Source organism: Blautia sp. NSJ-140 (genome assembly GCF_022868965.1).
GTDB lineage: Bacteria > Bacillota > Clostridia > Lachnospirales > Lachnospiraceae > Blautia_A.
In genome coordinates this window covers 1-20,972 of record NZ_JALIFS010000010.1, presented here as the reverse complement: position 1 = coordinate 20,972, position 20,972 = coordinate 1, and the positions used below count along the sequence as shown (strand labels likewise).

General features: G+C 43.8%; 18 protein-coding genes, 8 tRNA genes, 1 rRNA gene and 1 pseudogene. 4 read left to right on the top strand and 24 right to left on the bottom strand.

Annotated features, from left to right (window positions below; all coding sequences use genetic code 11):
• Nucleotides 1-58: 58 nt before the first annotated feature.
• The 5 genes from MUB50_RS12000 to MUB50_RS11980 form a co-directional block, all read right to left on the bottom strand.
• Entirely contained in the window at nucleotides 59-871 is an 813-nt protein-coding gene (locus MUB50_RS12000) for a Cof-type HAD-IIB family hydrolase (protein ID WP_244791253.1), read from the bottom strand.
• Between the two features lie 15 nt (nucleotides 872-886).
• Nucleotides 887-1,117 (bottom strand): hypothetical protein, encoded by a 231-nt coding sequence (locus MUB50_RS11995; protein ID WP_021650258.1) that lies wholly within the window; start codon nucleotides 1,115-1,117, stop codon nucleotides 887-889.
• A 413-nt stretch (nucleotides 1,118-1,530) separates the two neighbouring features.
• A complete protein-coding gene (locus MUB50_RS11990; RefSeq protein WP_227752302.1) occupies nucleotides 1,531-1,926 on the bottom strand; it encodes a protein-export chaperone SecB in 396 nt (131 codons plus the stop codon).
• Nucleotides 1,927-1,936: 10 nt separating this feature from the next.
• A complete protein-coding gene (locus MUB50_RS11985) occupies nucleotides 1,937-2,173 on the bottom strand; it encodes a hypothetical protein (protein WP_005424066.1) in 237 nt (78 codons plus the stop codon).
• A complete protein-coding gene (locus tag MUB50_RS11980) occupies nucleotides 2,173-2,760 on the bottom strand; it encodes a hypothetical protein (protein WP_138276609.1) in 588 nt (195 codons plus the stop codon). Before MUB50_RS11980 ends, MUB50_RS11985 begins: the two co-directional genes overlap by 1 nt.
• Nucleotides 2,761-3,019: 259 nt before the next feature.
• Here MUB50_RS11980 and MUB50_RS17380 point away from each other — a divergent pair.
• Nucleotides 3,020-3,233, top strand: a pseudogene (locus tag MUB50_RS17380) (transposase zinc-binding domain-containing protein); the annotation flags it as partial.
• 364 nt (nucleotides 3,234-3,597) lie between these two features.
• Entirely contained in the window at nucleotides 3,598-5,601 is a 2,004-nt protein-coding gene (locus MUB50_RS11975) for a diguanylate cyclase domain-containing protein (RefSeq protein WP_173753966.1), read from the top strand.
• A 238-nt stretch (nucleotides 5,602-5,839) separates the two neighbouring features.
• Here MUB50_RS11975 and MUB50_RS11970 read toward each other — a convergent pair.
• From MUB50_RS11970 to MUB50_RS11950, 5 genes are all read right to left on the bottom strand, one after another.
• Nucleotides 5,840-5,913: transfer RNA gene (locus MUB50_RS11970), tRNA-Arg, on the bottom strand.
• Between the two features lie 158 nt (nucleotides 5,914-6,071).
• Nucleotides 6,072-7,304 carry an ABC transporter permease gene (locus MUB50_RS11965; protein ID WP_244791255.1) on the bottom strand — a complete coding sequence of 411 codons (1,233 nt, stop codon included), beginning with the start codon at nucleotides 7,302-7,304 and terminating at the stop codon, nucleotides 6,072-6,074.
• Entirely contained in the window at nucleotides 7,297-9,084 is a 1,788-nt protein-coding gene (locus MUB50_RS11960; RefSeq protein ID WP_244791257.1) for an efflux RND transporter periplasmic adaptor subunit, read from the bottom strand. The genes MUB50_RS11965 and MUB50_RS11960 overlap by 8 nt, the downstream gene beginning before the upstream one ends.
• Before the next feature lie 2 nt (nucleotides 9,085-9,086).
• Nucleotides 9,087-9,794 carry an ABC transporter ATP-binding protein gene (locus MUB50_RS11955; RefSeq protein ID WP_118608647.1) on the bottom strand — a complete coding sequence of 236 codons (708 nt, stop codon included), beginning with the start codon at nucleotides 9,792-9,794 and terminating at the stop codon, nucleotides 9,087-9,089.
• 270 nt (nucleotides 9,795-10,064) lie between these two features.
• On the bottom strand, nucleotides 10,065-11,459 hold the full coding sequence (locus MUB50_RS11950; RefSeq protein ID WP_022427054.1) for an aminopeptidase: 1,395 nt from the start codon (nucleotides 11,457-11,459) through the stop codon (nucleotides 10,065-10,067).
• A 261-nt stretch (nucleotides 11,460-11,720) separates the two neighbouring features.
• Here MUB50_RS11950 and MUB50_RS11945 point away from each other — a divergent pair, with 261 nt between their 5' ends.
• Nucleotides 11,721-13,433 carry an ABC-ATPase domain-containing protein gene (locus MUB50_RS11945; RefSeq protein WP_244791259.1) on the top strand — a complete coding sequence of 571 codons (1,713 nt, stop codon included), beginning with the start codon at nucleotides 11,721-11,723 and terminating at the stop codon, nucleotides 13,431-13,433.
• A gap of 364 nt (nucleotides 13,434-13,797) precedes the next feature.
• Here MUB50_RS11945 and MUB50_RS11940 read toward each other — a convergent pair whose 3' ends face one another.
• The 11 genes from MUB50_RS11940 to MUB50_RS11890 all read right to left on the bottom strand — a co-directional run bounded on the left by MUB50_RS11940 (nucleotide 13,798) and on the right by MUB50_RS11890 (nucleotide 18,571).
• Complete coding sequence (locus MUB50_RS11940) at nucleotides 13,798-14,529, bottom strand: histidine phosphatase family protein (protein ID WP_021650251.1); 732 nt, start codon at nucleotides 14,527-14,529, stop codon at nucleotides 13,798-13,800.
• An 88-nt stretch (nucleotides 14,530-14,617) separates the two neighbouring features.
• Nucleotides 14,618-15,028 (bottom strand): metal-dependent transcriptional regulator, encoded by a 411-nt coding sequence (locus MUB50_RS11935; protein ID WP_118515102.1) that lies wholly within the window; start codon nucleotides 15,026-15,028, stop codon nucleotides 14,618-14,620.
• A 77-nt stretch (nucleotides 15,029-15,105) separates the two neighbouring features.
• On the bottom strand, nucleotides 15,106-15,690 hold the full coding sequence (locus MUB50_RS11930) for a TetR/AcrR family transcriptional regulator (RefSeq protein ID WP_118625946.1): 585 nt from the start codon (nucleotides 15,688-15,690) through the stop codon (nucleotides 15,106-15,108).
• A gap of 146 nt (nucleotides 15,691-15,836) precedes the next feature.
• Nucleotides 15,837-16,880 (bottom strand): [FeFe] hydrogenase H-cluster radical SAM maturase HydE, encoded by a 1,044-nt coding sequence (gene hydE, locus MUB50_RS11925; protein ID WP_118625948.1) that lies wholly within the window; start codon nucleotides 16,878-16,880, stop codon nucleotides 15,837-15,839.
• Nucleotides 16,881-17,038: 158 nt separating this feature from the next.
• Entirely contained in the window at nucleotides 17,039-17,791 is a 753-nt protein-coding gene (locus MUB50_RS11920) for a tRNA threonylcarbamoyladenosine dehydratase (protein WP_118625950.1), read from the bottom strand.
• A gap of 215 nt (nucleotides 17,792-18,006) precedes the next feature.
• A tRNA-Leu gene (locus MUB50_RS11915) sits at nucleotides 18,007-18,090 on the bottom strand.
• Nucleotides 18,091-18,114: 24 nt separating this feature from the next.
• A tRNA-Val gene (locus tag MUB50_RS11910) sits at nucleotides 18,115-18,187 on the bottom strand.
• A gap of 9 nt (nucleotides 18,188-18,196) precedes the next feature.
• Nucleotides 18,197-18,270, bottom strand: a tRNA-Asp gene (locus MUB50_RS11905).
• Nucleotides 18,271-18,294: 24 nt separating this feature from the next.
• Nucleotides 18,295-18,368, bottom strand: a tRNA-Ile gene (locus MUB50_RS11900).
• Nucleotides 18,369-18,372: 4 nt separating this feature from the next.
• Nucleotides 18,373-18,445: transfer RNA gene (locus MUB50_RS11895), tRNA-Thr, on the bottom strand.
• Between the two features lie 54 nt (nucleotides 18,446-18,499).
• A tRNA-Glu gene (locus tag MUB50_RS11890) sits at nucleotides 18,500-18,571 on the bottom strand.
• A gap of 302 nt (nucleotides 18,572-18,873) precedes the next feature.
• Between MUB50_RS11890 and MUB50_RS11885 the strand changes: the two genes are divergently transcribed.
• Entirely contained in the window at nucleotides 18,874-19,440 is a 567-nt protein-coding gene (locus tag MUB50_RS11885) for a flavodoxin family protein (protein WP_244791261.1), read from the top strand.
• A 155-nt stretch (nucleotides 19,441-19,595) separates the two neighbouring features.
• On the opposite strand, the gene MUB50_RS11880 is transcribed toward MUB50_RS11885, so the two are convergent.
• From MUB50_RS11880 to MUB50_RS11870, 3 genes are all read right to left on the bottom strand, one after another.
• Complete coding sequence (locus tag MUB50_RS11880) at nucleotides 19,596-20,486, bottom strand: ribokinase (protein ID WP_118515112.1); 891 nt, start codon at nucleotides 20,484-20,486, stop codon at nucleotides 19,596-19,598.
• Nucleotides 20,487-20,580: 94 nt separating this feature from the next.
• Nucleotides 20,581-20,653: transfer RNA gene (locus tag MUB50_RS11875), tRNA-Asn, on the bottom strand.
• Between the two features lie 98 nt (nucleotides 20,654-20,751).
• Nucleotides 20,752-20,972 (bottom strand): 23S ribosomal RNA (locus MUB50_RS11870); the annotation flags it as partial.

The following is a 20,972-nucleotide window of genomic DNA, read 5'->3' as shown; positions in this document are numbered from 1 at the left end:
AAAAGTCAACCCCTGTCCGGTGACTTTTCTTTACCGGAAGCACATATTTTATGTATCTTTATTGTTTCCCGCTTTCAGAAACAATCCCTTTCAGGATCTGTAAGACTCCGTCTTCACTGTATGACGGACATACTTCCCTGGCTGCTGTCTGCACTTCCGCTCTGGCATTGGCTACTGCATAGCTCATTCCCGCTTTCTGGAGCATGGCAATATCGTTGAGGTTATCTCCGAATGTACAGGTTTCCTCCGGAGAAATTCCTAACTGTTGCTGGATAAATTCGACAGCTGTACTTTTTTCGCCCTCCGGCGGAGTACTGTCCATCCATTCTTTTCCGGCAGCCGCCAGTGTTACCTTATCCCTCCATGCCGGTGTAAAATACGGTGCACAAAGCTCCTCGCACCGTTCCGGGTGATAGACAGAGAATTTCAGCACCTGTTTTCCCTGAAGAGAAGAAAGATCATCCACTTTTCTCATATCATAACCATAGGAATCCCGCAGCCACCGGAACATCCTTCCATTCTCATTCTCCGCATAGCAGCACTCCGGTGTGGCAATAAAGCAGTCACATTCCGGCATTTTTTCTTTCACCATATGATGCATGCGTTTCCAAACCTCATTCGGAAGTGTATGTACCTTCAGGATCTTATCATTCTTCCGGATCACCGTACCGCCATCCGACACAAAATACACCAGATCCTTCACCGGCTCAAACAGCTTCCTCTCACTGTCATACTGCCGCCCGGAACACACCACAAAGGTGATTCCCAGCTCAGTCAGCTTCCGGATCACTGTCATATATTCCGGATTGATAGTCATGGTCCCGTCTTTTACAAGAGTTCCGTCTACGTCTGTTGCAATCAGTTTTATCATGTTGTTTTTACTCCTCTACATCGGACAGCTTCTTTTTTCCTCTTTATCCATATCTCCACGGACATATCTGGCATTGAACTCCATATTGATCTCACGGATCTCTTTTTTTCCATCAATATAATCCTGATACATATCCGCAAGTCTCGCCATACAACCATCACAGTTTGCGGAGATATTTCCCAGAGATTCCTCTACGATCTGTTTACGTTCTTCTTTTGTTGTATCTTTGATCAGATATCCTGGCATTGTTTTTTCCTCCTGATAGATTCACCTGTATTTCAGGTGTTTTGTCCTTTCATTATTGTTCACTTTTTCTGTAAAAAAAACTGCTTGTATCAAACAAACAGCTTTACAAAAATTTTCCTTTTCTGTTTTTTTATTCTACTCTGGCCAAATGTCAGTGTCAACACAATTTACTTACTTTCACCTGATATCACTCCGTAAGATTAACAGTAATAAATAACACATGCACAAGTGCTTCATTTCTGATTATAAATATCTATAAATTTATGTAGCATGCAGTTTTCAGGTCAACAACTATATTTTTTATAAAAAAAGAAACGAGCACCCCACCCAGGCAATAGCCGTACGGTAACAAACCCGTTTCTTTCTTTTTTAAGAGTACTATAATCCATATACTGATGTCAACAGCATTTATGTTAATTTTTCTTTTGATCATTCAGCATCGCAACAATATTCATTGCCGGTAATAAAATAGGTGCCATTCCCGGCTGAGTTGTTATGGTAGAAATATAGCTTCTAATATATGGGAACAGAATAGCAATAGCATTTCTTTCAAGAATACTCATGTTTTCCTGCTGAGTATTGAATATTGCTCTTCCTTTTACCCAAACACATACTTTTTCATCTTGATCTGCAACTTTAGTTGTAAGAATAAGTTCAAACTTATCATCACCGATTTTATTCAGACTATGATCAACCTGAACTCCTAATTCCAGATCATCTAACGATCCATCTTTTTTTCTAAATCTACTTTCTATAATTTCAATTTTGTCTAAAATAAGAGCACTTTCATATTTAGATCTGACTTCCATATTTTTTCTCCTAGCATGCAGTTGCGTAATCATCCATAAAATCAAACTCTGGCTTTACATTACTTGTATTAATGTTGTTATTCGAATAATCAAAATACTTCTGAGGCGGCGTCAAAATCTGTTTTACATCTTCCTCTGTAATTGCATGCACTCCCTCTGCATCTCTTATCATAGGAGTTTTAGCAGTTTTACTCAATTCAACATTATACTTCTCGCACAATGAAAAGAACAATTCTTTATCTAACATTAAATCACCTCTTCTTCTTCATTATATATTAGTTTTGTTGATTTAATACATTCTTTTTTTGAAACACAAATTTGACGTTCATTAAATCCAAGGCCTGTAATATTCACTATTTTCTTCTGTAATTCTTTATCCTTCTTGTTTCTTCGCATTGTATAACCTGCATAATCTTTCTGAAATGTTCTGGTAATAACAGCGATATTCTTTTTTTGCTTATAATAATCAAAGAAAAGAGCACGAAAATTTTTATCATCAAATACAGGCATATTTCCAGAACAATTTTTTTTAATTTCATCTATGCATTGGATAATCTCAGCGAAAAATGCATCCAGTTGTTTATTATCATCCAAATCCAATACTTCTTCATCCGGTGCTTCTATAGTCGCCCTAAAAATCACTCTTCCAAAATCGTTATTATGTAAAACAGCTGTTGCAGACCACCATAATGCTTTCTCATAATCGTCAAAAAAATATACTCCCTGTCCCAACCAATGATCAGCACGATAGTTACATTTCGCAGGATCAAATCCATTGCTTTCTATACTGTCTTTGTGTTTTGAACAGGTTCCATGATATCCTATTTCATTCATTCTTTACTCTCTTTTGGATTTTTATCAACGTCACTTTTTAAGTAACTCAATTTCAGATTTTATTCAATACAGATATGATTATATATTTTACCACGCTCAAGCAAGCTCTGCAATCTCATTTCCATACAATAACAATAGAAGAATTTTTTTATCACTTTTACTTTTTCAAAATCACTTTCCTTTTATCTCTCTTCAAGCCACTGGTCAATGTTCCCAAAATGTACCGCCTGCAGGTTATCTACATCAACCAGTTGCGGGAAGCTGTTTCTGCCCTACCTGCGGAAACAAGTATTCCATGGAACGCACTACTTCCATGTCTTTTAAACTTGTTAATGTCTAGCACCGCCATTGTGTTTTTACTATTGATAAAAACCTTCGTGACTTTTTTCTTGAAGACCGTACTCTGCTCGACTGCCTCTTTCACTGTTACCAGTGTCGTCTCACGTATGTTCTTCAAAATGAATAAGTCTAAATGATGACGAACTTGATGACGATTTTGGAGAGGAAGGCTTTTATATCTTCTAATCCAAGAAGCGTCTTGTCGTTGTGCCCGCCTCCGTGCGGGCATTTTTTTATTTAGGAGAACGCCGCAGGCTGTCTTTCCTATAAAAGAAACGTGCGCCGCCAGGCGCACGACGCAGATATCGCTCAGGCACTGGACGCAATTTAATAGAATCAGGTATGTTTCGAAAAAGGAAGAACTCAACGCTGTTCTTCCTTTTTTTGTGCTTTATTTTGTGGATTTTTCATATGTATTTTTTTGTATTAATGATATATTATTGGTATAATATACAAAAAATAACTTGTTCACTTGCATATGGAGGTCTAAAAAAAAAAATGAAAAAATCTGATCGCTACAATATCGGCATTCTTATTGGTGGCGTGCATACTTATTTTCCCAAAGAACATATCCGCGGCATTACCGAAGCTGCCAGAGAATTAAATGTTAATGTGTGTTTTTTTCTCGGAACACAGACCAAAGATTTCTTTGAAGATCTGCTAGGTGGAACTCACAAAGATTCTTTTGATTATCAATTCAAAACTATCCACGATTACAGTCTTATCGGTGGTCTTGACGGATTGATCATCAACTACGGAACTCTTGGGCTTCAATTAAAGAATGAAACTGCGGAAAGATTTGCATTGAAATTTAATTCGATTCCTACAGTATTTCTTACAGAGATTGTTCATTCTCCAAACTGTCATTCCCTGATCTGTGACAACAAAAACGGAATCCACATGGTCATGGAGCATCTGATCAATGAGCATCATTGTCGAAAAATTCTTTTTGTAGCGGGTCCTTCTCAGAATACTGATGCAAATGAACGCAAAAACACATATCTTGAAAGAATGGCTGCGCACAATCTGCCGGTCACTCCACAGATGATCGCACAGGGTGACTACTCTGAATTTGTTGACCGCCAGGTTCAGCACCTTCTGGATGATAATCCGGATGCACAGGCCATCGTATTTGCAAATGATGAAATGGCATTTTCCGGATACCGCGTGTGTGAACAATGTGGTCTTGAAGTTGGCAAGGATATCCTCATTACTGGTTTTGATGACTGCGAGCGCGCTTCCGGTATGGAGCCTCCTCTTACAACCGTTCAGCAGGATGGCGTCCTGATGGGAAAAATGGCTGTCTATGATCTGATAGCCAAACTGGATGGCAGGGAAGTTTTGTCCCGAAGAGTTCCTGTTTCTCTATGTGTCAGAGAATCCTGTGGATGTCAGGAGAAAATTCCGGAAATCCGCAGTACTCCTGTAAACCTTACTGAACAGATTCATAAGTTAAATCGCACAATCACAAATATGAAACTTGAACTGATCAACTTTCAGAGAAAATCCTGGTTTATTCCTTCCTTAGCCAGAAATCTGAATGACTGTATGGATGATGAATATGCTTTTCTTCTGTCAGCAATGGAAAACATGCGTGAGCTTCGAACCAAATGTACTTACCTCTTTCTTCTGGATGAACCAGTCATCTATCATCAGAATGATGAATGGATATGTCCACAAAATCTTCGGCTTGCTGCCTATTATCGAGACGAAGAAACAGCTGCTTTTCATCTTTATGACCGCCAGCCTGTAAACGCTGAAAATGGCATCTGCCAGTTAATGGCAGATAACGACCGTCACCAGTTTATGGTATTTCTGCTCTTCTCCGGAGAAAAGCAATATGGTCTTCTTGCATGTGATATCCAACCGGAAGAATTTCCGTTCTTCTATGTGATAAGCCTGCAGATTGGCCTTTCTCTTCATTATCTTGAAATCAGTAAAGTAGAAGTTCTCCGTCGTCAGGAAATGTCCAGGGATCTTGAGCTTGTCCGTGAACGTAACCGGGAACTTGGATTAATCTCCAAATATGATGAACTGACAGGACTTCTTAACTTAAGAGGTTTCACTGAACAGATCAAGAATTTTTGCAGCAAAAGCGAACATCAGCGCGCCTATATTATCTGCGCTGATCTGGATCACCTTAAAGAAATCAATGATACGTGGGGACATCCGGCAGGCAATTTTGCCCTGCGAAGTGTCGCTAATATTTTTAACGGCTGTCTCCGCAGCCAGGACGTCGTTGCCCGCACTGGCGGTGATGAATTCCTGATCCTCCTTAACTGTCAGGAAAAAAACTTCCAGGATATTTTCCGCAAACGAGTCCGGGATGCATGTGCTGCTTTTAATGCAGAATCCGGCAAACCATTTCTCGTGGAGGTTTCTCTTGGAATCACCGAATTCAAGCCAAGCCCGGAAACAGATATTCCTGCAATCATCGAACACGCTGATAAAGACCTTTATGAATCCAAAAAGCTCCGCAAAAACTCCGTTCGTCGACCGTAAAACGGGATGCAATATATTTTAAAATGGGGCTGTCGGGAAATAGATAGCCCCTTAGCTTACAAATATTTATACATTGATTTCAAATACTGCGGATTGTTTTTCTAAATTACCATCATAGGTGTAAAAATTAATCTTAAACATCCCCGAAATAGATAAGTCACAGGTTTTTACACAAACCTGAAAACGAAAAAAAGCCGGAAACCATTGATTTTTCAAGGTTTCCGGCTTCTTAAATTAGCGTGCGTTAGAGGATTCGAACCCCCGACCTTTTGGTCCGTAGCCAAACGCTCTATCCAGCTGAGCTAAACGCACATCTTTGTTGCTTTTCCTTTGTGATATTTCGTATCACCGCTGCAACAATATGTATGATACTCTAAGACCTATAAAATGTCAAGGGTTTTTTGAAACTTTTTTTTATTTTTTTTAAAAATATTTTTTATTGCTATTTTTGATGCAAAAGCAACAGTTTTTTAATTCCGTCTAAGTGCCTCGATCGGGCTCAGTTTCGCTGCCTTTTTCGCCGGATAGATTCCGAAGAATACACCTACTGCGCAGGAGAACAGCGTAGCCGCCAGGATGGTTCCCGCACTAATCCCAGGTGTGATGGTCATTCCCATACTGCTGCTGATCACCGCACAGATCCCATAGCCGCCTGCAATCCCCAGCACAATACCGATCAGCCCGCCTATGATCGTCAGGATCGCTGCCTCCGCAAGGAACTGTAACATAATGGACGAGGTTTTCGCTCCAAGGGATTTCCGGATACCGATCTCCCTGGTACGCTCTGTAACGGACACCAGCATGATGTTCATAACACCAATACCACCTACCAGAAGGGAAATTCCCGCAACAAAAGAGATAAACGCAGTGACCATGCCAAGCATCTGGTTCATGGATTTCATGACATCCTGGAAGCTCTGTACCTGGAAATACTCATCTTCGGCACACTGGTGACGTCTCTCAAGAAGATTTATGATCTTGTCTGCGACTGCCTGGGAATCCAGACTCTTATCCGCCTGAACTATGATCTGATAAAATTCTCCGCTGCTTCCGGTGAAGTCGTCCATGGCCGTATAAGGCACATTTATGGTCACCGGCATTCCATCGTAAGTATAGCTGACAAAGGTTCCGTTTTCCTTCTGTGTGGTAACTCCGCAGATGCGGAATGTCTTGGTCAGATCATAGCAGGTGATGTCCAGTGTCATTCCCACTACATCATCCGTTCCGAAAAGCCTCTTCGCATCGGCATCGGAGATCACGCAGACGTTTTTTCCCTCTTCGACCTCCTTCTGCCCGAAATAGCTTCCGTACTTCACAGAAGCATTGTCCACCAGCTTGGCATCCTGGGCCTCCCCGGTCACTGTAAGATTAAAATCACCCTTTCCGGTTACGGTCTCGCCTGTATAGGAATCTGAAACATTAACACCTTCCACGCCATCCAGCTCCCGGACTGCATCAATATCTTCCGGCTCGATCCAGACCTGGTCTGCTATGGCATCATCACTGCAGTAAACAGCGATCTGGCCGCCGCCGATATCATTGATCTCGCTGTTCATCTGATTCTTCGTACCCTCACCGATGGACACAATGGCGATCACAGATGCGATACCGATGATGATCCCTAACATGGTGAGAAAGGATCTTCCCTTATTGGCCATGATATTATGGATCGCCATTTTGATATATTCATAAATATTACTCATTAGCAGTCTCCCCTGTCTCTGCTGCACTGTCACTGTCTGCCGCTGCTGCCTCTGCCTTCATTCCCTCTTCCAGGGAGCCCAGATCCTCGATGACCTCATCTCCGGCTTTAATTCCATCTGTGATCTCAACAGAATCTTCGGAACTGATTCCTGTAGTGATATCCTGTTTTGTGATCACACCATCCTTCAGCACATAACAGAAGGAACCATCCTTGCCGATATTTACCACTCCAGCCGGAAGCGTTACCACATCCTCTGCCTTTTCTGCATAGATCTTTACCTTCGCATCTACTCCCAGAAAAATATCTTTGTCTGGCTTGTCGATGCCCACTGTGGCAGAGATCAGTGTGGAGCCTTTTTCGTTGGTTGTGGCAATGTGACTGATCTTAGTCACCTTACCGGTATATTTCCTGTCGCCGATGGTAATGTCCGCATTCTGGCCTTCCTTTACCTTATCGTAGTCATACTTAGACACATTGATATCAACGCTGACCTTATCTGTATTCTGCAGGGTAAAAAGCTCCATTCCCTGTGTTGCCGCTGCGCCCTGCTGGACTGCTGATTTGGAAATGACGCCGTTAAAATCCGCCGAAATGCCTTTCTTTCCTTCTTCTACCAGCTCTTTCGCAGATTTTGCATCCAGCTCAGTGAGATTGTTACTGACACGCATTTTTTCTTTCTCTTCTTCTGTAAGGCTGGCAGAATCTGCCTCTGCAATAGATTTCTGGGAAGCAAGGTCCGACTGCAGATCCGCCAGATCAGAGGTTGCCTGTTCGATCGCATTCTCAATGGCAGAAGTATCCACTGTACTTCCTGCAGAAGAAGCATCCGCAGATGCATGATCTGTCAGCCCCGGTGTTTCCTCTGAAGCTCCATCGGTAACAAAATCACCGGCCGCACTACTGCTGTAATCAGAATACTCCGGCATTTTTGGCTGGCTGGCCTTCTTATCCTCATAAGCTTCCTTTGCTTCCTGGCAGGTGATCTCTGCCTGACTTCTTGCTGCTTCCGCTTCATCCAGCGCCTGGGCATTCTCATCGCTCTGCTCTGCCTGCCACTGTGCAAAAGCCATCTGATACCTGGTATCTGCCTGATTATAAGCATTCTGTGCCGTTACATAATCGGAATTCAGCTGTCCCAGCTCCTGCTGGTACTGCGGAAGTGTCTCATTCTGATATGTAGTCAGCGCTTCTGAATACGCTCTCTGAGTCTCTGCATCCCTGGCAGCCTGGGCCTCTGCCTTTGCCTGGGCCTCTGCCTTTGCCTGGGCCTGCGCATCTGCCGCAGCCTGAGCCTGTACAGACGCCAGCTGTGATCTCAGGGAAGCCAGATAATTCTGCTGCTCCCTTACCTGATGTTCCAGACTGGAAACCTTTGCTTTTGCGCTGTTCTGCTTCTGCTGGGCCTCATTAGATTTATTGATGGAATTTTTGTAATCATACTGTCCGGACTGTACATTCAGCTCTGCTTTCTGATTATCCCTCTCCAGATCCTTCACTTCAAACTCTATCAGCTTCGTTCCCTTTGAAACCGTATCACCTTCTGCAAAGGATACGCTTTTGATCTGTGCGTTCACAGGAGAATAAAAGGTCTTCTGCTCATCACTGACAACGGTTCCGGTTGCATCTACGATCTCCTCCACATCTCCTGTCTCCGCTTTGGTAACAGCAACCTGCGGAATCTGTGATCCCCCGCGGCCTGCACCGGATGCCGCATAAATACCACCTGCCACAACAGCCACTGCTGCCACACCGATCACAATCTTTTTCCCTTTTTTCATTCTTAAGCCTCCTCGACAAATTCCTCATTGATCGTATCTGATTCAATTTTTCCATCCATGATCCGGACTACACGTCTGGCCTGAGCCGCGATCCCATTATCATGGGTGATCAGGATCAAGGTTTCTCCCGATCTGTGCATTCCCTTCAGGATCTCCATAATTTCCCTGCTGGATGCAGAGTCCAGGTTTCCCGTTGGTTCATCTGCCAGGATCACCGGCGGCCTGGCTGCGATAGCTCTGGCAATAGCCACACGCTGCTGCTGTCCCCCTGACATTTCGTTTGGCTTATGATCCATACGTTTCTCAAGTCCGACTTTTTTAAGAGATTCCACAGCAAGCTTTCTTCTTGTTTTCCGGTCGATCCCACGATAGATCAGAGGAAGCTCCACGTTTTCCAGCGCCGTAAGATTTGCGATCAGATTAAAGCCCTGAAAGATAAAACCAATCTCCTTATTTCGTACCACCGAGAGATCATTATCCTTCATTGTGGATACATCTGTTCCATTCAGATAATATTTCCCGGAGGTGGGGACATCCAGACAGCCCAGCATGTTCATAAAGGTGGATTTTCCGGAACCGGACTGTCCGATAATAGCCACAAATTCACCCTTATGGATCTCCAGGTCCACATGATCCAGCGCCCGCACCTCATTTTCTCCGGGATTGTAAACCTTGCACAGATCTACTACCCGTACCAATGCATCTTCCATAATAAAATTACTCCTTGTAAAGTAAATCAGTCCCAGGCAAGCCTCTCCTCTGCTTATTGCTTTTCGTCATTGAAGCAGAGAGCTTCCCTGATCAGGTAAAAAATACAGAGCGAAGTCTGCAGGGGATACTGCTGTTTCTCGTCGGAACGCTCCAAGCCAAAACAGCAGCAGGCAGACTGCTCTGTCATTTCCGGGAAATCCCCGCTCATTGATCTGTAACGAAATGATCACCTGAATGTCTTCAGAACTGACGCACATTTATACATCCGTTTACGCATCAAGTAAAAATGCCTTATATGCCTTGTATGCCTCATATACATCTGCCTTGCTGGTAACCTCCCACGGAGCATGCATACTCAGCACTGCCACGCCACTGTCAATAACCTCCATTCCGTAAAGTGCCGCAATATAAGCGATGGTTCCGCCTCCACCAAAATCAACTTTTCCAAGCTCTGCTGTCTGGAAAGCAACATTGTGATCATCAAAAATCCTGCGAACTCTTGCAACGTACTCTGCATTGGCATCGTTGGAACCGGATTTTCCTCTTGCCCCGGTGAACTTATTAAGAACAATACCACGTCCAAGATATGCTGCATTCTTTTTCTCAAAAGCCTCACCATAGGCCGGATCATAGCCGGCACTTACATCGGAAGAAAGCATGCTGGAATTACGGAGAGCTCTTCTTAATGCAAGCTCGGAATAGCAGCCCATTCCGTCCAGAAGCTCTGCCACGCTGTTCTCAAAAAATCTGGACTGCATGCCTGTGGCACCAACGCTTCCGATCTCTTCCTTATCTACAAGGAGACAACAGCCAGTACGCTTCGGCGTCTCCTCCATCTCCAGCATTGCCGCAAGGGATGTGTAAGCGCATACACGGTCATCCTGTCCATATGCTGCGATCATGCTGCGGTCAAGTCCACAGTCTCTTGCCTTTCCTGCCGGAACGATCTCCAGCTCTGCCGAAAGAAAGTCCTCTTCCTCAATACCATATTTCTCATTTAAAATCTTCAGCACATTCTGTTTTACCGCATCCTTTTTTGAATCATCCGGAAGCTCTGCAAGAGGTCTGCTGCCGATCAGGATATCCAGCATCTCACCCTCAATAACCTCTGCTGCCTTTTTCTGGAGCTGTTTTCCGGAAAGATGGATCAGAAGATCTGTGATGTAAAGTACCGGATCCTCCGCATCCTCACCAATGCTGATCTCCACAATGCTTCCGTCCTTCTTTGCAACAACGCCATGCATGGCAAGAGGCAGTGTCACCCACTGGTATTTCTTTACGCCACCATAATAATGGGTATCCAGATAAGCCAGGTCCGTATCCTCGTACAGAGGATTCTGCTTGACATCCAGTCGCGGAGAGTCGATATGTGCACAGAGAATGCTCATACCTCCGGAAAGCTCTTCCGTTCCTACATGAAACAGAGCAACGATCTTCTTCATCCCTACTGCATAAACCTTGTCACCGGCCTTGATCTTCTCGCCTTTTTCAAGCTTCGACTCAAGAGATTCATATCCGGCAGCCTCTGCTTCCTTTACGATTTCTGCAACACATTCACGTTCCGTTTTTCCTTTATCCAAAAATTCTCTGTAAGCCTTCGCAAGCTTCTCCATTTCTGTTTCTTCTGCTTCCTTATAAGAAAGCCACGCATTTCTTCTTTCCATTTTAGTGGTCCACCTTTCTTTATAGCTTCCGGCAGCTGCCGTTTCTCATCATATTATCTGCAATCTGTCTACTATTATAGGTCAAACATTTACGAATTTCCACCGCAATTCCCATTCTTTACAAAATCTTTATGATTCGTTATAGTAGTTCTTAAGAATTGGCCCTGTATCCAAAATTTTCAGGTATCTTACACACGGAAAGCTTTCTGTTTCACCGTAGACTTTACCTGTATGCTCCCACAGGGCAAAGGAGGAAACAACATGCAATCATCTGCTCAGTTAAAAGAGCTTCTTCACAGCATCAACCGCAAAAGCTATCCTGCATACAAGTCTCTGCGGGGTGCATACCAGTTTGACCGTTATATTTTGTCCATTGACCACGTACAGGGGGATCCTTTTGCCTCTCCCTCTCACATCAGTGTAAAGCTCTCCCACCGCGACACCGGATTTCCTGCAGAATATTATAAGGATTCCCTGACCCGCATCACACTGGGAGACTTTCTGAACCGCCAGTTTGAACAGCAGGTAAACCGTTATACCTTCCGTGCAAAGGGCTCCGGAAAAAGCGGCCTGATCTCAGTAAGCCACTGCGGTCAGGAGGTTCTTGCACGTACTGCCTGTGAAATAACGGAAAAAGGCATCACTGCACGTTTTTTCATCGGTTTTCCGGCCAATGGCAGAACCATCAACTCCCCCGAACTGGAAAAAATCCTCTTCGATTTTCTTCCGGTCTGTGTTCACAAGGCATTTTTTTACCGGAATCTTGACCCGGAAGCGCTGAGAAAAGCCATCTGCCTTGCCGAAGATCAGGCATTTATCCGTCAGGAACTGAAAAAGCGTTCTCTGGCTGCCTTTGTCAGTGACGGCGCTATCCTCCCCAGAGAAAGCGGCATCTCTTCACGCCCGATGAAAAACTCTGTTCCTTTTGTTTCTCCGGAAAGCCTGAGGGTTTCCATGAAGCTGCCCCACAGAGGAACCATCACAGGCATGGGCATTCCCTGCGGCATCACCTTGATCGTAGGTGGCGGCTACCATGGCAAATCCACCTTACTTAACGCACTGGAGCTGGGAATTTATGATCACATTTCCGGTGATGGCCGGGAGTATGTCATTACCGATCCTTCTGCCCAGAAGCTCCGCTCCGAGGACGGCCGTTTTATCAAAGATGTGGATATTTCTCTTTTTATCAACGATCTTCCAAATAAAAAAGACACCCTCTGCTTTTCTACAGAGGATGCCAGCGGCAGCACTTCACAGGCTGCCGGTATCGTGGAAAGTATGGAGGCAGGAAGTAAAGTCTTTCTCCTTGACGAGGATACCTCTGCTACCAACTTTATGGTTCGTGATTCCTTCATGCAGCGGGTGATCTGTCGGAAAAAGGAGCCCATCACTCCATTTCTGGAACGTGCCCGGGATCTCTATGAAAAGGCAGGGATCTCCACTATCCTGGTTGCCGGAAGCTCCGGAGCTTTTTTCCATATTGCGGATACTGTGATCCAGATGGATAATTATCATCCGGTGGACATCACAGCAGTTACCGGAAAGCTCTGCCAGGAATATCCTCTCTCAGACATTGAGGCCCCTGCATTCCGCCTGCCGGAAAGCCATCGCATCATGACCAGGGCCAAAGTGGCTCCATCCCGCCACAGCCGTCCCGGACAGCCGGAAAGACTGAAAACCAAGGTTCACGGCAAAGATGGCTTTTCTCTTGGAAAAACCGAAGTGGATCTCCGCTATGTGGAACAGCTGATCGACTCCGAACAGACTGCATCCCTGGCGTTGCTTCTGAAATATACCTGCGAGCATCTTATTGACGGAAAACGTACTCTGCCGAAGATCGTCGCTTATCTGGATGCTCAGCTGAAAAAGCAGGGATTGTCCTTCTTCTCGGAAGGCTCTTATATTCCATGCGGTTATGCCATGCCCAGGATTCAGGAAATCTACTCCTGCTTTAACCGCTATCGCAGGCCGTAGCCGTGCCTGAAGCTGTATATTCAATAATCTCAGCCAACAAAAAAACGCTGCCGATAAACATTGGAAACCTTCATCTCCTCTGTCATTCGGCAGTATTTTTCTGCAATGCAAAACCACCGTCCTGTCGGCTCTGTCTTGCCAATGGAACGGTGGTTTATCTTCATACATATTTTAGGGAAAGGAAAGAGTTTTTCTTAAGAGCTTCTGTTCTCTTAAGATGTTTATATCATACAGGATAAATGTGAGAGAAATTTGTACAATTTCTAATAAATTTATAAAATTTATTAACGAAGTCTAATCATTTCCCAAAATAATCCTGCGGATCATTATTTTCTATGGTTATTACAACCATTTCTTTCGCTTTTTAATCGTGTCTCTGCTCTTTGTTATCATATGTCTCACAGAATCTGGCAGCAAAAGCCGGCGGCTCCTGATGTGCATACAGATGAGAAATATCTCCAAAAGAGCTCATGCGGAAGGATGCGATCCCTTTTCGCCTCTCCTCTGTAACAATGGTACTCACCGATGACGGCGCCGCACAGAAATTCTGCAGCATCACCAGCGGAGAAATACTGAGAAGATAGCTGATGAGTACACAGCTTACACCGAAATGGCAGAAAAACACAAGCGTATCTTCATTGGCTTTTTCTGCTCTGTAATAATGTCCTTCCCGCACATAGCCATGCTCTGCCAGAACTTTATCAAAATTCTGTGTAACCCAATCATACTCTTCTTTCATTTTTCCCTCTCTCAGGATGTCATTATCCCACCAGCGGTCAAAGCTGTAGAAATTTTCGATCTTCGTCCAGTCCTGGGGAAGCCAATCCCAGGGAATGATCTTTTCCCCATGAAGATCCGGTCTTCTGATCTTTACATCGAATTCTCTCAGCCACTTGCATTCTGTAGCTGTTCTTCCGTTTTTCTTCAGCGTGCAGGATGCGGTATCCTTTGCTCTTCCAAGCGGAGAAACATAAAAATCCCTGACATCAAGAGCTGCGATCTTCTCAGAAAGAAATTCCGCTTCCTTCCAGCCCTTTTCGGTCAGGGAATCTATTGTGTAATCCGGGTCTCCATGTCGTATAAAAAGTAATTTCATCTCTTGGTGTCCTCCATTTCATAACCTGGATTTCCATTATATTCTTATTTTTTCAGTTGTCAATTCCTGATATCTTCTGCTGCAGGGATCAAACCTGATCTGCGGTTTCTCCATGGAGCACAGCCTGCTGCTCCCTCAGCTCATAAACTGCCTTTTTCAATGCCAGAAAGCTCTCCTCACTGATTATGTGCTCGATCCTGCAGGCATCATGAAGCGCTGTTTTTTCCTGGACTCCCAGCATCATCAGCCAGGAAGAGATCAGCTGATGACGTTCATATACCTTATCGGCAATCTTATGTCCATCCTCTGTCAGACGGATATCTCCGTTGTCAGCTACTGTGATGAGATTTTTCTGACGAAGATTCTTCATGGCAACACTGACACTCGGTTTCTTAAAGCCCATCTCTGCCGCGATATCCACAGCTCTTACAAGAGAGCTCCTGTTTCCAAGGATCAGGATCGTCTCTAAATAATCTTCAGATGATTCATTTGATCTCACGTTATTTACACCTCCCTCGGTTTGTCAAAACTAACCAAGTTAATCATAACATACTTCGGGAGAATGAGCAATGGTTTTTACTGCTTTCTGTTTAGTTCTGCCTCAATTGCCAGAAGGCTCTGGCTGGAGCATATCTGCAGAATTCTGGAAATTTCCAGGAGTTTTTCCCTGGAGCAGTTTCCCCGGAGCAGTTCACAATATCCCTGAAATTTCATCTGTACCAGGATATGTACCAGCTCGTGATCAACTTCTTGTCCACATTCCTTTTGAAAACGTTCATTAAGGATCTGCTCCATTTTCGTGCAGGCATCCTCACGGAAATTCTCATATCTGGTACCTTCAGCTCCATCCATGAGGATTTTTGCGATATCCTTGTTTTCCCAGATAAATTCCATAAGTATCCTGTCATATTCTTCCGGATGCAGTTGTTTTTCCTGATCCGTAAAGTCTCCCATGATCCGCTTCAGATCCTCTGCCGTCTCTTCCACGATTTCTTCAAAAAGAGCTGCTTTACTTTCAAAGAAGAAATATAGCGCTCCCGTAGTCACATCTGCTTTTTTGCAGATCGCACGAAGAGAAGCCTTCAGAAATCCCCTGTCTCTGAATTCTTCCTTCCCCGCTTCCAGAAGTCTGCTCCGCACAGCATTTTCTGATTTTTCCATATTTTACGCACTCCATCATTATTCCTGCATTCCGCTTTGCAGGAAAATTCCACTTATTTCTGACTAGTTGTTAATATTTTAGCAATCTGGTCTTACTTGTATTTTACCTTAAATCGCTGAAAAAAGAAAGTATTTTGTGCCCAGTGTCAGTCTGTCATCGGGGAATCTCCACGATCTGTAACGATTTCATAACCTACAGACTCCACACGTCTGGCAAGACACCCTCTGCACTCTGCTGCTTCCTCGCCTGTACAGATCTTGTTATCATAAAGTTCATACTGTTTACGGTTCTTCACCGGAGAAAGATTGGGCATTACTACATTTGCACCCGCCTGAAAACCTTTTTCCCTGCCTCTGGGGTCCAGTGTCCCCAGTGCTGTGGTTGCCGGAAGAAGTACCTGTGGAAGCATGATCCGGATGACAGACAACAGAAACAGTGTCATATCCACACTTCCTGCCGGTTCCTCTGCAAATTTCGTATCATGGTGCGGGATAAATGGTCCGATTCCCACCATATGCGGATTCAGGTCTTTAAGAAAAACAAGATCTTCCGCCAGATACTCCAGCGTCTGTCCAGGCGCACCTACCATAAATCCGGCACCTATCTGATATCCCAGTTCCTTCAGGGTATAAAGACACTGTTTACGATTTGCAAGACTTAAACTCTCCGGATGAAGATAACGATAATGTTCCTCGCTGGCCGTCTCATGACGGAGTAAATAGCGGTCTGCTCCGGCATCTTTAAACCTCTGATAGCTTTCTTTTGATTTCTCCCCAATGGACAGCGTGATCGCGCAGTCCGGATATCTCTGTTTGACGGACCGAATGATGTCAACCATCCGGTCATCATTAAACCATGGGTCTTCCCCTCCCTGGAGCACAAATGTCCGAAATCCCAGCTCATAGCCATTCTCGCAGCACTGCAGGATTTCCTCCTTCGTAAGGCGGTAACGGCTGGCATTCCTGTTAGAACGGCGGATTCCGCAGTAATAGCAGTCATTTCTGCAGTAATTGGTAAATTCTATCAGACCTCTTGTATATATTTTGTTTTCAAAATATTTTTTCTGTATACGGACAGCCTCTTCCCGAAGCAGACGAATCGCATCCGGATCCTGATATAAGTGCAGAAGTTCCGGATATTCTTCCTTTGTCAGCTGTCCTAATTTTATAAATTTTTCAACGATCCCCATACTTTATCTGTCCTTCTCTTTTATTTACAAAACTATCTGTAAAAAATATTTTATCACAAAAAAACAGATATTGCACAATATAAGTATACATGCAATATCTGTTCTTACAGAATGGTTACTGTTCATTCCGTTCTCAATAACACAGAATGATTCAATTTTTATTTAATAAGATCCTTTACAACCTCACCGGCAATGATCAGTCCCACTACGGAAGGCACGAAGGCATTACTTCCCGGTACCTGACGTCTCTGGGTACATTTTCTTTCTGTTTCCGGAGGACAGATGCAATGAGACTTGCAGCTGATCGCCATATCATCAATTGGAGTCATGGGCTTCTCCTGTGAGTAAACCACCTTCAGTTTTTTGATCCCCCGTTTTTTCAGTTCACGACGCATAACCTTTGCAAGGGGGCAGACAGACGTTTTATAAATATCTGTCACCATGAAACCTGTCGGATCCATCTTATTTCCGGCCCCCATAGAGCTGATGATCGGTGTTCCTGAAGCCTTTGCCTGCTCTACGAGCATCAGCTTTCCGGTTACAGTGTCGATCGCATCGACTACATAATCATACTGGGAAAAATCAAAGGAATCCGCTGTCTCCGGCACATAAAATGTTTTGTGGATATTTACAACTGCATCCGGATTGATTTCAAGAATACGTTCTCTGGCCACATCAACTTTATATTTTCCTACGGTCTTTCTTGTTGCGTAAATCTGACGATTGATATTGGTGAGGCATACTTTGTCATCATCAATGAGATCCAGGGTACCTACGCCACTTCTGACCAGTGCTTCCACCGTATATCCGCCAACACCGCCAATTCCGAATACTGCGACTCTGGAATTTTTCAGCTTTTCCATTCCTTCTTTTCCGATTAATAATTCTGTTCTTGAAAACTGATTCAGCATTTTCTGACCTCTCCTTATATTCTTTCCATGTATATTTATACCGACAACGGATATTTTTTTATATCTGTCCGATTCGTTTTACAACTGTCAGGATTCTATCATGGGAAAATAGCCTTGTCAATATCCCTACTAATAAGCTAGGAATATTTTCCCGTTTTCATCAATATATTTTATGACACAAAAAAAGATCCCTGAAAAAGGAATCTCACTGATACTGCGGGTAGCCGGACTTGAACCGGCACGGAGTTGCCCCCGAGAGATTTTAAGTCTCTTGTGTCTGCCTATTCCACCATACCCGCATATTCAATTAATTTGTTCAAAAATGGGGCCTATAGGGCTCGAACCTATGACCCTCTGCTTGTAAGGCAGATGCTCTCCCAGCTGAGCTAAGACCCCAAATATGAACGACCCAGAAGAGACTCGAACTCTCGACCTCCGCCGTGACAGGGCGGCGCTCTAACCAACTGAGCCACTGGGCCATACAAAATATAAAACTTTTAAAATGGACCTTCGGGGACTCGAACCCAGGACCGACCGGTTATGAGCCGGTTGCTCTAACCAACTGAGCTAAAGGTCCAAAAAGCCGATGATCGGACTCGAACCGATAACCTGCTGATTACAAATCAGCTGCTCTGCCAATTGAGCCACATCGGCGTATTAAACACCAAATGTTGAATCGAGTCAATGAATATCCAGTTTAGTTTTAAGTGACTCCAAGGGGATTTGAACCCCTGTTACCGCCGTGAAAGGGCGGTGTCTTAACCGCTTGACCATGGAGCCATATTTCTTTTTTTGTGTTTCGCTGTTTTGTATTTCCCTCAGCGACGAGTTAAATAATACCATACCTTTTTTATAATTGCAAGCTTTTTTTTGAAAAATTTCAATTTTTTTTACAAACCTGCAAAACTGGCCTCAAGCCCTTATAAAATGCGGAAGTTTTACTGTTCACTCCGTGATCCACAACACGTTTCGCATTGTAATTCTCGTTTTTTCATCATCTATGAGCGTCCTTCAAGAGATTGACTTTATTTTTTGTACGTATATAATGATGTTAAAAGAATTTTGAAAGGATGATCATTATAATGAAGGTTTTATTACTGAACGGCAGTCCGCGCAAAGAAGGCTGCACCTATACAGCACTCACAGAAGTTGCCAACACTTTAAAAAAGAATGGTATTGAAGCTGAGATCTTCCAGGCTGGAGATCCTTCCCGCGAAAATGTCACAGCCGCAGCTGAAAAAATGAAAGAGGCTGATGCTCTTGTTGTCGGCTCTCCTGTTTACTGGGCTTCCCCATCCGGACAGATCATGGAATTTATGGATAAATTTGCTTCTATGGCAGGAAAATATATGGTCCACAAGCCAGCCGCAGCTGTGGCTTCTGCAAGACGCGCCGGCACAACTGCAACTCTGGACGTTCTGACTAAATATTTTACATATCATCAGATGCCGGTAGTCTCCGGAAATTACTGGACAATGGTTCATGGTAATACCCCGGATGAAGTCCATAAAGATGAAGAAGGTCTTCAGATCATGCGTACACTTGGCAACAACATGACATGGCTTCTGAAATGTATTGAAGCCGGAAAGAACGCCGGTATCAATACTCCGGAAACTGAAGAAAAGATCAAGACTAATTTTATCAGATAGTTTTATCGGGAGACTATTTTCCCTTATTATAGTAGTATACAGCGTAGCGAAGATTCACCGTTCGCTGCGCTGTATTATTTTTCATCTGTATTTTCAACATGGTCCTATTACATTTTATAATTATGACACGTCCAATATTTATACTGCCATAATTCTTATTCCCTCTCCAGTGCCTCCATAACCTCATTCCGCATTGGCACAGATGCTGCTGCTCCTAGCCTGGAAACAGCGATTGAAGATGCTTTTGCGGCCATTCTGAGACCTTCTTCCGGGCTCATTTTTTCCAGAACAGACGCGAGGAAATAGCCGGTAAAAGTATCTCCGGCTGCCGTAGTATCAACAGCCTTTACCGGAAAAATCCCCTGTCTGTATATACCTTTTTTATCCTGATATACAGCTCCGTCTCCTCCAAGTGTCAGTACTACAGAAGCATCTGGATACATCTGACTGAATTTCTTCAGAATCTCATCTGGTTCTTTCTCTCCTGTGATCTGCTCACCTTCAATTTCATTCACAAGAAACAGGGAAATCTTATTTAGATCGCATTTATCCAATTTATTGTTATAAGGAGATGGATTGAGAATGATCTGCATTTCTTTCTCGCTGGCTTTTTCTATGATGTAGTCCAGTTCGCTGATCTCATTCTGCAAAAGCAGCATATCTCCCTTATCGAAATGTGAAAGGACTTCATCTACAAATTCTTTCGTAATGCTCTGGTTTGCGCCACCATAGAGCAAAATACAGTTTTGACCATTCTGATCTACCTGTATCACTGTATGTCCACACGGACCTGAAATCTGATGGATAAATTCGGTATTTACATGATTATCACGGCAAGTTTCCAGCAGAATTTCTCCACCATCTCCGATCAATCCTGCATGATAAACCGGCACTCCTGCCTTCGCCAGAGCAATAGACTGATTCAATCCCTTCCCACCACAAAAAATCTTACGGTCAGTCGATGCCTGTGTCTCGCCCGGTATCAAAATACTATTTACCTGATATACATAATCCAAATTCAGCGATCCAAAATTCAAAACCTTCATTAAAACCCCGCCTTCTGATTTTATCTGCATTATCTTCTATTCTTTATTATACAAAAAAATCCTGCAAACATAAAGTTTACAGGAAATAAAAAAACTCCCCCTGTTGGACTCGAACCAACGACACTGCGGTTAACAGCCGCATGCTCTACCGACTGAGCTAAGGAGGATTACTAAAATATTTAATTTAAGGTTTGTACCTTAAAAACTACATACATGCTTGTTGATTGTTAATCAAACTCTTGAATCAATTCTTAACCTGCGTTTCTTGGTCAAGCCCTCACCCGATTAGTAACAGTCAGCTCCATGTGTTACCACACTTCCACCTCTGCCCTATCTACCTCGTCGTCTTCAAGGGGGTTTACTTCACTAAGAATGGGATATCTCATCTTGAGGGGGGCTTCACGCTTAGATGCCTTCAGCGTTTATCCCTTCCGGACTTGGCTACCCGGCCATGGCTTTGGCAAGCCAACCGGTCCACCAGCGGTC